Annotated in this window: 18 protein-coding genes; 6 read left to right on the top strand and 12 right to left on the bottom strand. The window is 60.0% G+C overall.

Annotation, left to right across the window (positions count from 1 at the left end; genetic code table 11):
* Positions 1-11: 11 nt before the first annotated feature.
* A complete protein-coding gene (locus tag RA29_RS02235) occupies positions 12-464 on the top strand; it encodes a winged helix DNA-binding protein (protein WP_189799395.1) in 453 nt (150 codons plus the stop codon).
* Positions 465-467: 3 nt separating this feature from the next.
* On the opposite strand, the gene RA29_RS02230 is transcribed toward RA29_RS02235, so the two are convergent.
* From RA29_RS02230 to RA29_RS02210, 5 genes are all read right to left on the bottom strand, one after another.
* Positions 468-1,238 carry a DUF1194 domain-containing protein gene (locus RA29_RS02230; protein WP_052249426.1) on the bottom strand — a complete coding sequence of 257 codons (771 nt, stop codon included), beginning with the start codon at positions 1,236-1,238 and terminating at the stop codon, positions 468-470.
* Complete coding sequence (locus RA29_RS02225; RefSeq protein WP_039683809.1) at positions 1,235-1,936, bottom strand: DUF1194 domain-containing protein; 702 nt, start codon at positions 1,934-1,936, stop codon at positions 1,235-1,237. The genes RA29_RS02230 and RA29_RS02225 overlap by 4 nt, the downstream gene beginning before the upstream one ends.
* Entirely contained in the window at positions 1,930-2,358 is a 429-nt protein-coding gene (locus tag RA29_RS02220; RefSeq protein WP_039682562.1) for a VOC family protein, read from the bottom strand. Before RA29_RS02220 ends, RA29_RS02225 begins: the two co-directional genes overlap by 7 nt.
* A gap of 84 nt (positions 2,359-2,442) precedes the next feature.
* Entirely contained in the window at positions 2,443-3,933 is a 1,491-nt protein-coding gene (locus RA29_RS02215; RefSeq protein ID WP_039682560.1) for a tetratricopeptide repeat protein, read from the bottom strand.
* 4 nt (positions 3,934-3,937) lie between these two features.
* A complete protein-coding gene (locus tag RA29_RS02210; RefSeq protein ID WP_039682558.1) occupies positions 3,938-5,020 on the bottom strand; it encodes a hypothetical protein in 1,083 nt (360 codons plus the stop codon).
* 208 nt (positions 5,021-5,228) lie between these two features.
* On the opposite strand from RA29_RS02210, the gene thyX reads away from it, so the two are divergent.
* From thyX to RA29_RS02200, 3 genes are all read left to right on the top strand, one after another.
* Complete coding sequence (thyX, locus tag RA29_RS02205; protein ID WP_039682556.1) at positions 5,229-6,143, top strand: FAD-dependent thymidylate synthase; 915 nt, start codon at positions 5,229-5,231, stop codon at positions 6,141-6,143.
* A gap of 145 nt (positions 6,144-6,288) precedes the next feature.
* Positions 6,289-6,861: an SLATT domain-containing protein gene (locus tag RA29_RS22685; RefSeq protein ID WP_152612899.1), complete on the top strand. Its 573-nt coding sequence runs from the start codon at positions 6,289-6,291 to the stop codon at positions 6,859-6,861.
* 946 nt (positions 6,862-7,807) lie between these two features.
* Entirely contained in the window at positions 7,808-8,065 is a 258-nt protein-coding gene (locus tag RA29_RS02200; protein WP_039682554.1) for a hypothetical protein, read from the top strand.
* On the opposite strand, the gene RA29_RS02195 is transcribed toward RA29_RS02200, so the two are convergent.
* Entirely contained in the window at positions 8,062-8,301 is a 240-nt protein-coding gene (locus tag RA29_RS02195; protein WP_039682552.1) for a hypothetical protein, read from the bottom strand. The two genes, RA29_RS02200 and RA29_RS02195, sit on opposite strands and share 4 nt — an antisense overlap.
* Before the next feature lie 170 nt (positions 8,302-8,471).
* Between RA29_RS02195 and RA29_RS02190 the strand changes: the two genes are divergently transcribed.
* Positions 8,472-8,759: a hypothetical protein gene (locus RA29_RS02190; RefSeq protein ID WP_052249424.1), complete on the top strand. Its 288-nt coding sequence runs from the start codon at positions 8,472-8,474 to the stop codon at positions 8,757-8,759.
* A gap of 65 nt (positions 8,760-8,824) precedes the next feature.
* Here RA29_RS02190 and RA29_RS02185 read toward each other — a convergent pair whose 3' ends face one another.
* Positions 8,825-9,031: a cold-shock protein gene (locus RA29_RS02185; RefSeq protein WP_039682550.1), complete on the bottom strand. Its 207-nt coding sequence runs from the start codon at positions 9,029-9,031 to the stop codon at positions 8,825-8,827.
* A 184-nt stretch (positions 9,032-9,215) separates the two neighbouring features.
* Here RA29_RS02185 and RA29_RS02180 point away from each other — a divergent pair, with 184 nt between their 5' ends.
* Positions 9,216-9,533 (top strand): ArsC/Spx/MgsR family protein, encoded by a 318-nt coding sequence (locus tag RA29_RS02180; protein ID WP_039682548.1) that lies wholly within the window; start codon positions 9,216-9,218, stop codon positions 9,531-9,533.
* Here the strand turns inward: RA29_RS02180 and RA29_RS02175 are convergent.
* From RA29_RS02175 to thrS, 5 genes are all read right to left on the bottom strand, one after another.
* Positions 9,530-10,093, bottom strand: a complete 564-nt coding sequence (locus RA29_RS02175) for a DoxX family membrane protein (protein WP_039682546.1) — start codon at positions 10,091-10,093, stop codon at positions 9,530-9,532. The two genes, RA29_RS02180 and RA29_RS02175, sit on opposite strands and share 4 nt — an antisense overlap.
* Positions 10,094-10,096: 3 nt before the next feature.
* Positions 10,097-10,855: a DNA-binding domain-containing protein gene (locus tag RA29_RS02170; protein ID WP_039682544.1), complete on the bottom strand. Its 759-nt coding sequence runs from the start codon at positions 10,853-10,855 to the stop codon at positions 10,097-10,099.
* A 4-nt stretch (positions 10,856-10,859) separates the two neighbouring features.
* A complete protein-coding gene (locus RA29_RS02165; RefSeq protein WP_039682542.1) occupies positions 10,860-11,720 on the bottom strand; it encodes a DUF692 domain-containing protein in 861 nt (286 codons plus the stop codon).
* A gap of 79 nt (positions 11,721-11,799) precedes the next feature.
* Positions 11,800-12,108, bottom strand: a complete 309-nt coding sequence (locus RA29_RS02160; protein WP_039683806.1) for a DUF2282 domain-containing protein — start codon at positions 12,106-12,108, stop codon at positions 11,800-11,802.
* 193 nt (positions 12,109-12,301) lie between these two features.
* On the bottom strand, positions 12,302-14,245 hold the full coding sequence (gene thrS, locus RA29_RS02155) for a threonine--tRNA ligase (RefSeq protein WP_039682540.1): 1,944 nt from the start codon (positions 14,243-14,245) through the stop codon (positions 12,302-12,304).
* Between the last annotated feature and the right edge of the window lie 66 nt (positions 14,246-14,311).

Genomic DNA, 14,311 nt, shown 5'->3' with positions numbered 1-14,311 from the left:
ACGCGGGCTTCATGGTCGGGTATCTTGAGGCGCTGTCGCTGGTGGAGCGGTTGCACAGACTGCTGCTCGACGTCATCAAGGACGAGTTTGAGCGTGTCGGCGTGCTGGAAATCAACGCGGTGCAGGCGCTCTTGCTGTTCAACATCGGCGACAACGAGGTGACGGCAGGCGAGCTGAAAAGCCGCGGCTACTACCAGGGCTCCAATGTCAGCTACAACCTCAAGAAGCTGGTCGAAATGGGCTACATGCACCACCAACGGTGCGAGATTGACCGCCGCTCGGTCCGTGTCAAGCTGACCGACAAGGGGCGCAAGATCCGCGACGTGGTGAACGAACTGTTCCTGCGTCACGCCGAAGGGCTGCAATCCAAGGGTGTGCTCGGCCCCGAAGGGATCATCGACATCACCGCATCGCTCAAGCGGATGGAACGGTACTGGACCGACCAGATCCGCTATATCTACTGACGGCTACTCCAATGATTGCGCCGCATCAGCGGCAGGGGGCGCATCGGGAAACTGGGGCAGGGGGCCCTTGCCCAGAATAAGCGTTTCCAACTCGCGCTCCAGCTTGCGAGCCATGGCGGCGGCATAGTCCTCGAACCCCAGCGCGGTCTCCACAAAGCTGTCAGAGCCGACGATGACATTGTTCTGGAAATAGGCGGACAGTTCCGAAATCTCCGCCTGCCGCGCATCACCAAAGCTGGGCGCATCGGCACCAATGACCAGCGCATTGATGGTGATGCCCGTGGCCTCCACCTCCGGCTTTACATCCGCGGGCCTGATCCCAAGGTTCGACTTCCCGTCGCCGGAGATGTCCAGCGTCAGCTTCCAGCAGTCCGTCCGCTCCATCAGATGCGCCACACCCTCGCGCATGGCCAGACCCAGCGCGGTCCCAGGACTGGCCTGCCGCCGCTCGGTCGCGCGCAAATGTCCGATCACGGCGTCCAGGGCCGGTGCGCTGTCAATGGCCGTCCAGGGCAGGATCACGGCCGGGTCTTCGGGCCCGCTCCACTCGTACACCAGCAGGTGCACCGGCGCCGATGGCATCTGCAACAGGGCCTGCCGTACCCGACCGCTGTCCAGCGCCTCGGCCAGCCCGTCCATCTGCAACTGGTACTCCAGCGCATCAACCGACCCCGACACATCCAACCCCAGCGCCAGCGCCTGCCGACAGGCCCCCTGCGCGCTGGCACCGATCATCCCCGCACAACAGGCCATGATCAGCGCCGCCGTCCTCATCCGCCGCGCTGTCCGGTGTCGAGGCTGCCAATGATGGGCGGCGTCAACTCACGCTCCAGCTTCCGGCGCATGGCGCGCTCATAGTCCTCAAACCCCTGCGCCACCTCCAGAAACGCACCGGGTCCGCGCAACACCTCGCGCTCATAAAACTCGATCAGCATGGTCTCGGACGTAAACTCTGCCGCGTTCACCACCAGCCCGTTCACCGTCACCTCATCAAAGGGAAACTCGCGGTAGGCCAGTTGCGGCCCAAACCCTTCGTTGTTCTGCCCGTCGCCCGCCATGTCGATGGTGCGATACAGACACTCCGGCGCGCGCCCCAGCATCTCGGCCCCAAAGCCCAACGCATAGCCCATCGCTGTGGGAAACTCGTTATGTGACCGCTTGCTTGCGGCGACAGTCTCCGCCGCGTCCAACAACGCCGCAGGGCCGTCGATCAGCGTCCAGTCCAGCACCACTTCCTGATTATACCGGCCCGACCACTCGTACACGGCCAAGGCCACCGGATCATCGGTGGCAAAGAACGCGGCCCGCACCTCTGGCGCAGTCAGCGCCGCCACCAGACCGCCGCGCTGCAACTGGTCTTCTGTCGCATCGACCGAAGACGACACGTCGAGCGCCAACAGCAGCGCCAACCTGCACGCCGCGGCAGGGGATGCCGCGACGCACAAGGCCAAACAGACCGCAGGTCTTACCAATGGCCCGTGTTTTCCATGCTCGCCCACGGCTCTTGTGCGGGCAGGGCGTCACCCGCCTGCAAAAGCTCAATCGAGACGTTGTCGGGCGACCGGACAAAGGCCATGTGCCCGTCGCGCGGCGGACGGTTGATGGTCACACCATTGTCCATAAGGTGCTGACACATCTCGTAAATATTGTCGACGCGGTAGGCGAGGTGACCAAAATGCCGGCTGTCGCTGGGCAATTCGTCATCGCCATCCCAGTTGTAGGTCAGTTCAACCGGACACTCGGGCTGATCCGGCGGCGCCATGAAGATCAGCGAAAACCGCCCGCCTTCGCTGTCATGGCGCCGAGTCTCTTCCAGCCCCAGCAGCTTATAAAACGCCATCGACGCCTCCAGGTCTTTGACCCGAACCATTGTGTGCAGATATGTCAGTGCCATCGCAGCGCTCCCTTTGTCACAGTCACCGCAAGCCTAGCACGCCGACCCGCGCTGTCGAGACGGATGGCAATCACAAACAGGCGTTCAGAAGGATGAACTGATACCAACGCCCAGCGTGACCTGGTTCACGTCGTAGCGGTTGATGTTGGAGCCGGTGGCCCGTCCGCGCAACGTCACGGTCGGGTTGAAGCCGTAGTAATCAACATTCGTGAATGTGGCAGTGGCTGTCGCAAAAATCGACAGATCCTCGCGGCCCGCACGGTCAAAGGGTGACACGTCATAATCGCGCATCTGCGCTGTTACGCCAAAATTGAACTTCGTACCCATGATTTTTTTCGCTGGACTGTAACCTGCAGAAAGGCTGAACTCTTCAAATTCGGCCGGTTCTACCGGTGATGTCGTTTCCGCGACACCTATAGACAGGTCAAGGCGTGCTCCGTTTGATAGCGATCTGATCACGCCAGCCGAAACTCCGATCCTAGTCTCGTCCGCAGTCTGCTGTCCGACCACTTCTCTCAGATTGGCTGATAGACGCAGGTGTGTGCGTTCGTTCAGGCGCGTTATGCGGCCGACATTGGCGGTGGCAAAGCTGCTGTTTTCCTCGCCTCCAAACCAGGACTGGCCAACGGAAAATGCGAGGCTGTTGCGCGCCTTGCCGTCCGACGCAATATGTGTGAAAGCATAGCCGATTTCTGCGCTGCCGACGGCAAAGTCTGATCCAGAAGAGTTCGGGGCCTGCCTTCTTGCACTGTCCGACAGGACATAGGTGCGGTAGCTGCCGCGAAAAAACACGTCTTGCGCAACTTGATCTGTTTGCCTGAACCGGTAGCGCGTTGTTCCATTGACCCCGTATTCCAGCCCGGACAAGGCTTGTGCGTCGCCATCTAGCGCAGTTGCTACTTGTTCTACCGGGACCCCCAATAGCACTTCGATAATTTCTGCCAACGCATAGCCTGGCTGCGTTGTCTCTTTCGAACTGCCATTGTTCACATTCGATGTCGGGGCCAGGGTAAATGACAAGTCGGTGCGCCACGGGTTCCGGCTTTGAACATAGCGGAACCGGTCCTTGGCCAGCGCTTCATGGTTTGCGGTGGGTGCATGTTGCCCGGCCCGACGCAGCCACAGCTGCGCGCGCGTCCGCTTGCCATCCGACGACAACGCTTGCGCCATGATCATGGCAGCGGCAAAGCGGTCCTCGTCCTTCTCTGACAATGACCAGGCCGTACGGGCAGCATGTATTGCCTCGCGAAAATCACCCACATCGCGCAACGCCTGGCTTTTCAGCATCCAGGCGGTGTGATCGGATGTGTCCCGCTGGGTCAGCGCTGTGGAAAAGCGCAGCGCCTGGCGCGCTTGACCCACGCGCAAGGCCTCTGCCGCAGCCACGCGCAGCGCCTGGGGCGACAGCACATGTGATGCCGCGTCGTCGGCTTGTTGCGGTGCCGGATCATGTGTGGCGGGATCGGCAAGGCCCTGTGCGACAAGCACATTTGCCCCCATCGCGACCCCGCAAACAGCAGCCAATCGCGCCACCCTGTCCCGCACACGCCGCACTTTTTTTGCGGCCTGTGCCATGTGCTTACCTCAGAACAATGAAGCCGCTGGTGTCACGGACGGTCGCGCCGTTGCCACCGATACTGCTCGTCGCGACAATCACACCTACGACCTCGTCCGCGTTGTCACCCGAAATGATGGCGTAATAGTTGCCGGTTTCGTAGTTCACGGTCTGGCCGTTGTTGTTCACGAAGTTACTGGTCACCTCGCCAACAATCTCACCGTTCGCATCCAGAACACCCGGCCCAATGGTAAAGACCACCGCGGGGATGTTCGTCAGGCTTGCAGAGGCCTCGGTGTTGATACCGGTGACGATATCATTGGTGATGTCATTGCCGTTGATGTCGAACACCCGGCGATTGGACATCGTGCCGCGCACACCGCTGCCATTGTTGAAGTCGTTGAAATCGATGGCCATTTCCATGTCGGCGGTGGTGTACTGAATGCCACCCGCCCCGTTGAAATCACGCAAACCTGCGGCCTGTCCGGTGTAGACAGCCTGTCCCGTCGTCGGCAGCGTCACGGACCCGTCATGGGTCGCAGTCGCATTCCGCTGATACACAAAACCGCCAAACCCGTACGGAATATACGCCCCCGTCCGCACAATCGCGAACTGCGTCTCACCCGAGGCGCTGACGCCATAGACAGCGCGGTGCCGCAACTGGTTGATCGGCGTGCCAGTCAGGCTGTCGGTAAACTGCGTGTCGGCCTCATACACCGCATAGGGCCCAAGGCTCGACACCGCAGTGCCGCGCGAATAGGCGTTGTCACCATCAAAGGCGAGGTTGTCGACAGAGAACTGGTCCGTCGCAGGGTCATAACTGATGCCGGTCGCAAAGCCGTCCCCGACCTGACCACCCTGGGCTTCGGTCGGTTCAGACCGCACAATCCCGCTGTCGGCCGTCGGCGATGTGGTGCCCGGCGGCAAGTCACGGGCCGGGTTGTCAATTCCAGTGCCCGGGTCCGACCCGTTGCCTGTGTCCGTTCCGGTATCCGTGCCCGTCCCAGTATCGGGAGAGGTGTCACCTTGCTCATCCGTAAACGGATTGCCATCGCCACACCCGACAAGGCTCAGGGCCAACAGCCCTGGTACGACAATTCTTTTCATAGCGAAGCCTGCTCGATTTTATTGTAACTGCTTATTTTGGCTCAAGAGTCCGCTCTAACCCCCCAAAAGTCAACGCTTTCGTATGGGGAACGATTCGCGCCGCCCGTGAACCGTTGCCAAAAAACCGCCCTCATCTAGCGGTTCTCATGGCGCGATCCCCAAGATAAGGTGTAGGCCCGACAGATTCTGTGGATAAAGGACGCGCCCCATGCCGCTCAGCCCCGAACAACAGTCCGAAATCGACGCCCTGCGCGCCCAGTCCACCCAAACGCTCCGCGCCACCGTCGAAGGCATGGAGGCGCATCTGTATAAAGCGCACGAGGTCCTCGACCACGGCTTTGTCCGCGTCATCGACTACATGGGCGACGACGCCGCCATCTGCCAGGCCGCGCGGGTCAGCTACGGCAAGGGCACCAAGTCCGTGCAAAATGACGAGGGGCTGATCCGCTACCTCATGCGCCACTGGCACTCGACGCCGTTCGAGATGTGCGAGATCAAGCTGCACGTCAAACTCCCCGTCTTCGTCGCCCGCCAATGGATCCGGCACCGCACGGCCAACGTAAACGAGTACTCCGCCCGCTACTCCATCCTCGACCGCGAGTTTTACATCCCGGCCGAGGACGCACTCGCCGCCCAATCCGTCGTCAACAACCAGGGCAGGGGCGAAGCACTGACGGGCGACGAGGCGCAGCGCGTCCTCAACTACCTGCGCGACGACGCCATGCGCTGCTACGACCATTATGAAGAGATGATTTCCCAGGACGGGCAGGCAGGGCTGGCCCGTGAACTCGCCCGCATGAACCTGCCCGCCAATGTCTACACCCAATGGTACTGGAAAGTGGACCTGCACAACCTCTTCCACTTCCTCCGCCTGCGCGCGGACGCCCACGCCCAATACGAAATCCGCGTCTATGCCGATGCCATCTGCGAAATGGTCAAGGATTGGGTCCCCGCCGCCTATAAAGCGTTCGAGGATTACCGGATGGGTGGTGCGACACTGTCGGCTACGGCGCTGGGGTGCATCCAGCGGATGTTGAAGGGGGAAGAGGTGACGCAGGAAAACTCCGGCATGTCCAAGGGGGAATGGCGGGAGTTTATGGGGGTTTTGAAAGGCGCTTCTTAGTGGCTTCGAACGTATTTGTTGCGCCGCCAAGAGCTTCGGGAGCTTGAAGGCGGAAGTGGCCTAGATAGAAATCTGTTTTTACGTGACGGCGGTCTCAAAATGGTTACCATACGTAAACGTATGCACGCATGGTGAGGTAAACAACTTGGACGGTTACGACGATTATCAAAGCGATCCAGAAACCACGAGAGAATTGTTCTGCATGTGGAATGAGAGGCTGTTGATTGCTGCAGCTGCGCATTACTCGGCGGCAAACTATTGCGAGGCTTCAGAAAAAACACTCTCAATTTTCAATATTTCCTTTGCAATCAGTGTATTGTTTTTTAGCTCCAATGGAGCCTACGTTGGCAGCTTTATGTCCTTGTTTGGTCTGTCGTCTGATTATAGCCCACTACTTGTATCGACGCTCAGTCTTCTTGTTGTTCTTTCATCGGCTGCGCAGTATATTTTACAGTTCGGAAATCGCGCCGCACTTCACAAGCAGGCTGGAAATGAGTTTTCGAACTTGCGCCGGAAAATTGAGCGATATTGGAGTAAAAACAACATTCATCCAGAAGCGGTACATTCTCTAAATCGAACATACAATATGATAACGAAGTCGCCGCCGCTTGTGGGCTCGTGGACTTGGAAGAAAGCGAAGCGTGATAAAATTGCCGAGGCGGACTTGATCAAAGAAAGCTTTTATTGTGGCGTGCGAGAAGAAACAGCACGAGAATAGTGGCCCACTACCCTAAACGAAGCTGTCCCCTTTCTTTCGTGCACGGAATCAAGGCCAAAGGCCGCCGTGCCAGCGCCGGACCGCCCCCCGGGCCGGCGCTACATCACCACCAGCGCACCGCCCGACCAAACTCGACAAACGATCACCATAAACCGCGCCGCACCCTCGTCGCTGCGCCAACCCGCGGCCCGGCGCTACCACGGCTCCGCGCTCAATTGAAACCGGCTCCGGGGTTCCGCCTGAGATGGCTTTTAACGATCTCACGGATCGCTTGTTGCTGCGCGAACCGCCCATCAGCCCACGCGGCCCTCTCGTGCATTGCTGCGCAATACACTGTCGGGTGACGCGGCAAAGCCGCTGACCCGGCGCTGCCACGGCTCCGCGCCCTATCGAAACGTCGGATGGCGGGATGAAATCCCGCCCTACCAAGACATGCCAGCGGGCTGGGCAGAGAGCGACCCTCGCCCCCGCCCGCACCATCCCCTCCAATCCGTAGGGCGGGGTTCACCCCGCCATCCCCACATATCAAACCACTCCCGCAAGCCGGACCACCCGCCCCAAAACGGTAGGGTGGGGTTCCACCCCACCACCTCAAACCGCAAGAAAAATCGCCCGCATTAACCACCACCCGGACCCCATCCACGCAAGACACCCGAAAACACGCACTTTCACCCCCAAAATGTGCAGTTTCCCAAAAACACGCCCATTTCCCCCGAAATCCGCCGCCTCAAAACACGCAGTTTCCGCCCGAAAATGTGCACTTTGCCCCCACAGCCCGCCGCACCAATCCGTCCGCCGACCCCATTCCCGACGGGTAAACACAAAGCGCGCAGTGTTTAGACACCGTTCACCCTTCGGGCCCGTTTTAACCAAAATGAACGAAATACTTATCCACAGTGCGTCATAAAACTGTTACGTTGATCGCATGATCAGAGCAGCTGCATTCATGACCCTTCTGGCCACGCCCATCTCGGCCAATCCTATCGCCGAAATCCTCTGCGCGCCCACCAAACAGATGCAGCAAAAGCTGGAACAGCAGTTCCATTCCGCCCGCACGGCTAGCGGAATGCGCAGCCCCGATCAGATGATGGAGGTGTGGACGGATCAGCGCGGCGATTGGGCCATGGTGGTGCGCTATGCCAGCGGCACCTCATGCATCGTCGCGATGGGAGAGCATTGGGAAGAAACGGAAAATCCGACCTAGCGTGTCGCGCGGTCCCGCAATTGGGCAACCAGCGCGCCGTTCTCATCTTCCCACATTTTCCAGGCCCGGTACCCTTCGATCTGCGCCTGCGGTCCGGTCAGATCACCCGCAAAATGCGCCTTGACCGCATGGTAATGCCCCATGCACCGCGCCCATTCGGATGGCGACGGAAACGTCGTCTCGGCCGACACTTCACAGGCGTAATACAGCGCCAACAGTCGCATCAGTTCGGTCATCGGGGGCACCCCTGTGCTGCTCAAACTGTGTCCAGCCTAGCGACAAATCCGCAAAATGAAGGTAAATCATGCGTGCGCTGAGCAAATATCCCAAAATTTCTGGACTTGTGATCACATCAGGGGCATCGTGCCCATAGATTTCGTGGTGTGTTGAAAGAACGAGGGAAGATATGCCATTCAAAAAAGTGATAACAGCCGCAACAGTCTATGCACTCCTAAGTACCGGCGCCGCACTCGCCGACAGCCACAGCGGCCCAAAAATTTACCCCTACCACAGCCAACACAATTACTGCCCCGCAGGCCTGCAACCCGTCACCATGGACGGTGTCATTTGCTGCGGTCGCCCCAACCAGCACATCACGTACCAACAGGCGCTGGCCCACCCGGTGAAAAAGCGTGTGCGCCACGTGCGTCAAAGCAGCTGCCCTGTCGGGACCAAGGGCTGCACCTACGATTGATCTGATCGCACTGGGATCAAGCGGCGCAGGATGGCATTCATGCGCCGCTTTGTCGCGTCTGGGCGCTAGAGCAGTTTCAACTCGCCTGCCATCTGACGCCCATCGCGGCCCTCAAGCAGTTCGAAACTCACTTTTTGATTGTCGGCCAGCCCGGTCAGCCCCGACCGTTCTACCGCTGAAATATGAACAAAAACGTCCTTGCCGCCCTCATCGGGGGCGATAAAACCGTAGCCTTTCGTGGTGTTGAACCACTTCACGGTGCCAGTTGGCATGTTCCCGTGCCTCCTTTACCTTGCAGTCTCCCCCGCGTCGGTCCTTCGGGCAGGGGCCTTGTGCGACGCAGTCAAAACGACTGCGCGCTCATTCAGAGATTGCCCTCAGGACGGGAAAATCAAGGTTGGGCCTCGCAATCCGTGCGAGATGCCGCTTAATTCAACGCAAAAGTGAGGTCGAGATATGGAAATATACGGATTGAAAACATGCGACACCTGCCGCAAGGCCATCAAGGCTTTGTCAGACGCGCAGTTTGTGGATGTACGGGCCGATGGTGTACCCGCCGATGTGATGGACGCAGCACTTGCCGCCTTCGGGGATGCGCTGGTCAACACACGATCGACGACGTGGCGCGGGCTGTCTGAGGAAGAGCGCAAGGGCGCGCCGAAAGACTTACTGGCGGCGCACCCAACGCTGATGAAACGACCGCTGATTGCGGCCAACGGCGGCTTGCACCTTGGCTGGACCAAGGACGTGCAAGCGGCCCTAGGTGTGGCTTAGGCGGCGGCCGGCGCAGGTTTGGGGGCAAGGGCCCGATCGAACGAGATCGGCCCGGCCCCTTTGATCACCAGAAGCAGCAACAGGAACACCCACAGCGCGCGCTGGTCCATGATCAGGCTGTTTGAGGGGGCATCGAACCACGCCCCCAACACCAGCGCGTCGTCCCATTTGCCGTGGCCGTTCAGGTCGGTCAGCGATTGCACAACGATAAACCCGATCATGCCCAGCGACGCGAGCCGCGTCAGCAGGCCAATGATGATGAGAAGGGGCAGAACAAACTCTGCCACAGTGCCCGCCGTCACCACCGCCCAATGATAAAAGCCCAGTTGCGTGACGTCGTAGCCGACATTTTCCATCACCTTGGGAAAGATCTGGGCATAGGCCCCCAGCGACGGTTGGAAGATGCCAAAGATGCCGTCGCCCAGCTTGGTCATGCCCGACACCCAGAAATAAACCGCCAAAACAGCGGCAAAGAGGAAACGGGCGAGGGTTGGCAACAGCCAGTCCGTGCGTTCAAGCGGGCCAAAGATCGCGTCATGCAGGCGGGATAGGGCAGTCATGGTTCAGTCCTTTGGAGTGGAGATGTCAGTCAGGGCGTTGTGCTGGATCAGAAGGGTCAACAGCGGCCCAAGGTCGAATTCGGCGTCGTGCGCGGTCGCCGCATCCACGGCTTTTTCCAGCGGTGCGTTCTCTGCAATCGCCTGCAGCCAAGCGGCTTGGGCGAGTGTGAGGGCATGGGGCTCTGGGTCAAACGCGGCTCGTGTCACGAGGACCGGCTGAGCGATGCCACGCGGCTTTGGCGCATCCGCTTGGGTGTTGTACCGCCAGATGTCGTGAATGGGCCACCGGGAATGGACCAATTGCACGGTTGGCGACAGGTGCAACCGTGTTTGCATCAGAACATCTGGATCGAGTGCGCCCAGCCGTGCCGGATCAAGAGCCGTTCTGTCCGCTGCATGATACGCGCGGCGCAAGGCCAGTTCGAGGCGTGCGACATCCGGCAGATACGCAATATGCGCCAGCGGTTCGAAGCTGTCGAGGAAGGCAGGTAAATCCTCACCATAGTGCATCATCAGCGGTGATGTCGGTGGGTGCGCGCGGGCGAAGAGCCGGGCAAGCTGATCAAAGTTCTGATCACCCAAAAGCTTGCACAAAACCGGAAACCCGGTGCGCAAGGCGTCGATCAGTGCGACGGTGACATTGTTGCGATAGACGGCAAAACGGCGGCTGGTCGGCTGGCCCTTCGGATCGGTCAGCCCGTCCGGCACGGCGCGCGCAGGGTCAAGCAATGCGGCGCGAAACTCGGCTTGCGTGGTGGTCATTGCGTCACCCGGCGGGCACAGAGGCCAAGGCACTGGCGGCACGCTCGGCCTCGGCCCGCAGGGTGGGCCAGTCGGGTACATCATTGTCCCATTCGACCAGCACAGGTGCGGGCCCTGTCCCAGCAAGCGCGTGATCAAGCAAAGCCCAGACAGGCTCCGCGGCCTCGCGCCCATGGCTGTCGATCAACAGCGGCGCGCCATGATCGTCTTCATCCTCGTCATGTCCACCCACGTGGATTTCTCCAATAGCGGCAAGGGGATAAGCGTCGAGATATGATTGCGGCGTGTAGTCGAGATTGGTGGCGGAGATGAACACATTGTTCACGTCCAGCAGCAGACCGCAGCCGGTGCGGCGGACCAGTTCGGCCAAGAAGTCTGTTTCGGACCAGGTGCTTTCAGCAAAGGCCAGATAGCTTGACGGGTTCTCAAGCAGCATCCGGCGGCCCAGAACCTCCTGCACCTCGTCAATGTGCTCAGCCACGCGGGTCAGGGTCGCATCTGTGTAGGGCAGGGGCAGCAGATCGTCGAGAAACTCGGCCCCGTGCGTCGACCATGCCAGATGTTCGGAGAAGCTGGAGGGTTCCAACCAGCTTACCAAATGTTTCAGCCGACCCAGATGGTCCGGATCAAGGCGGCCGTCACCGCCGATCGACAGACCCACGCCATGGACCGAAATGGCGAAATCCTCGCGCAGTGCGCGCAGTTGGGCATGCGGGCGACCGCCATCGCCCATGTAATTTTCTGCGTGTATTTCCAGCCACTTCACCGAGCCGGGCGCGTCGCGCAGGTCGGCGAAATGCTGCGCTTTGTATCCCACGCCGGGGGCGGCGGGCAGGCGGGGCGGTGTCAGTGTCGCATCCAGCATCTCGGACCCTTTGAAGCAGTGGGATCAGGTAGGGGGCGCCGGACCCGCCAAGGTCCGGCGCAGGCGTGTGACGCGCGCCTTAAGCGGAGGGCAGGTCGCGGTCCAGCTCTTCGAGCGAGCCCTGACGTGCGGTGCCGTCTGCCATGGCAGGCAGCTCGATCTCGGCGCAGGTGCCAGCGTCAACCAGTGTCCAGGCGTTACCCTGGTAGTCCACGGTCGATGTGCCCGCGCATGTGGTGCCGGGGCCTGCGGCGCAATCGTTCTCACCGGCTAGCGAAATGCCATAGCACTTCTCTTTGCCAGCTGCTTCGGCAGAGGTAGCGGAATGGGCGGTCATGGCAGCGGCAACAGCGCCAACGATGGCAACGGATTTCATGGTTTTTGACATCTTCAAACGTCCCTTTCGGAGATCGGTTACTGTGCGTTCGTGAGCCATACATAAGATGGCTTGCCCAAAACTTACCACTCACGAGGTGGTGTGTCACAGACCCGTTATCAGATGTCAGAAGATGGGCCGAAATCCCCTTGGATTCCGGCCCATTGTTGCAGTCTGCTGCATCTTTTGTTGCAAAAACGGGTGTTTACCGCAGATCCGGCGGTGTGGCCTCGGCCGCAAGCTGTGCGGTCACATCTGTCAAGGCCTGCACGCTGGTCTGTTTTTGACCCAGGCGGCGCACGGATACGGTTTTCTCCTCAACCTCACGCGCGCCCACGGCTAGGATGACCGGCACTTTCGACAGCGAGTGTTCGCGCACCTTGTAGTTGATCTTTTCGTTGCGCATGTCCGCCTCGGCCTGCACACCTGCTTTGCGCAGGGTGTCGACCACCTCTTGCACGTATCCATCGGCCTCCGACGTGATCGAGGCGACCACGACCTGGCGCGGGGCCAGCCAGAAGGGCAGCTTGCCTTCCCAGTTCTCGATCAGGATGCCAGTGAACCGCTCAAGCGAGCCAAAGAGCGCGCGGTGCAGCATGACCGGCGCCAGTTTCTCGCCCGAGGCGCTGACATAGGTTGAACCGAAGCGTTCCGGCAGGTTGTAATCCACCTGCAGGGTGCCGCATTGCCAGTCACGCCCGATGGCGTCGCGCAGAACGTATTCCAGCTTGGGCCCGTAGAACGCCCCTTCGCCTTCGAAGATGGTGTAGTTCATGTTCGCATCTTCCAGCGTGGTGCGCAGTGCATCTTCGGAAAGGTCCCACACCTCGTCGCTGCCGATCCGGTTTTCCGGTCGGGTCGACAGTTTGACATGCACGTCTTCGAAGCCGAAATCCTTGTAGATGGACAGGATCAGTTTGTTGACCTTGGCACATTCTTCGAACAGCTGATCTGGGGTGCAGTAAATATGCGCATCGTCCTGGGTAAAGCTGCGGACACGCATAAGACCGTGCAGGGCACCCGACGGCTCGTACCGGTGTACCTTGCCGAATTCCGAGATCTTGATGGGCAATTCCCGGTAGCTGCGCAGGGTATGATTGTAGATCATCATATGACCCGGGCAGTTCATCGGCTTGAGCGCATAGTCCCGGTCGTCATGGGTCTGGGCCAGGAACATGTTGTCCATATAGTTGAACCAGTGGCCCGAGGTTTCCCACAACGCCCGGTCCATGATGTCGGGTGTGTTGACCTCGATGTAATCAACCGCGTCCTGACGGCGGCGCATATAATCGATCAGGGTCTGGAACACGCGCCAGCCGGCGGGGTGCCAGAACACCGACCCTGGTGCGACCTCTTCGAAATGGAACAGGTCCATTTCGCGGCCCAGTTTGCGGTGGTCACGCTTGGCGGCCTCTTCCAGCATGGTCAGGTGCGCTTTAAGCTTTTCCTTGCCGGTGAAGGCGACGCCATAGATGCGCTGCAACATCTGCCGGTCGGAATCGCCGCGCCAGTAGGCACCGGCAACGCTCATCAGCTTGAACGCATCGCCGGGGACCTGACCGGTGTGTTGCAGGTGCGGCCCGCGACACAGGTCCTGCCAGTCGCCGTGCCAGTACATACGCAGCGGTTCGTCGCCTGGAATGCTCTCGATCAGCTCGACCTTGTAAGGCTCGTTCCGGTCCTTGTAGAACTGGATTGCCACATCGCGGTCCCACACCTCGGTGCGCACGGGGTCACGCTTGTTGATGATTTCTTTCATCTTCTTTTCGATGAGACCGAGATCTTCGGGGGTGAAGGGCTCTTCCCGGTCGAAATCGTAGTACCAACCATGCTCAATAACGGGACCGATGGTCACCTTGGTATCGGGCCAGATCTCCTGCACGGCGCGCGCCATGATGTGGGCGAGGTCGTGGCGCACGAGCTCATTGGCCTGCGCCTCGTCCTGCATGGTGTGGATGGCGACCGTTGCGTCGCCCTCAATGGGCCACTGCAAGTCCCAGTGCTGGCCGTTCACGGTCGCGCTGATGGCTTTCTTGGACAGGCTCTTGGAAATGCTCTCTGCCACGGCAGCGGGTGTCACGCCTGCGTCGTAGGCGCGTGCATTGCCGTCGGGAAAAGTAAGGGAAATCTGCTGCTGATCTTTGGCCATATCGGCATCCTCGTCAGTTTGGCGCCCACGGAACGCCCGGTTGCTAGGGTATGTGTGCAGGCGCTT

It is taken from the genome of Tateyamaria sp. ANG-S1 (assembly GCF_000814025.1).
Lineage (GTDB): Bacteria > Pseudomonadota > Alphaproteobacteria > Rhodobacterales > Rhodobacteraceae > Tateyamaria.
This window is presented reverse-complemented; position numbering and strand designations above follow the sequence as displayed.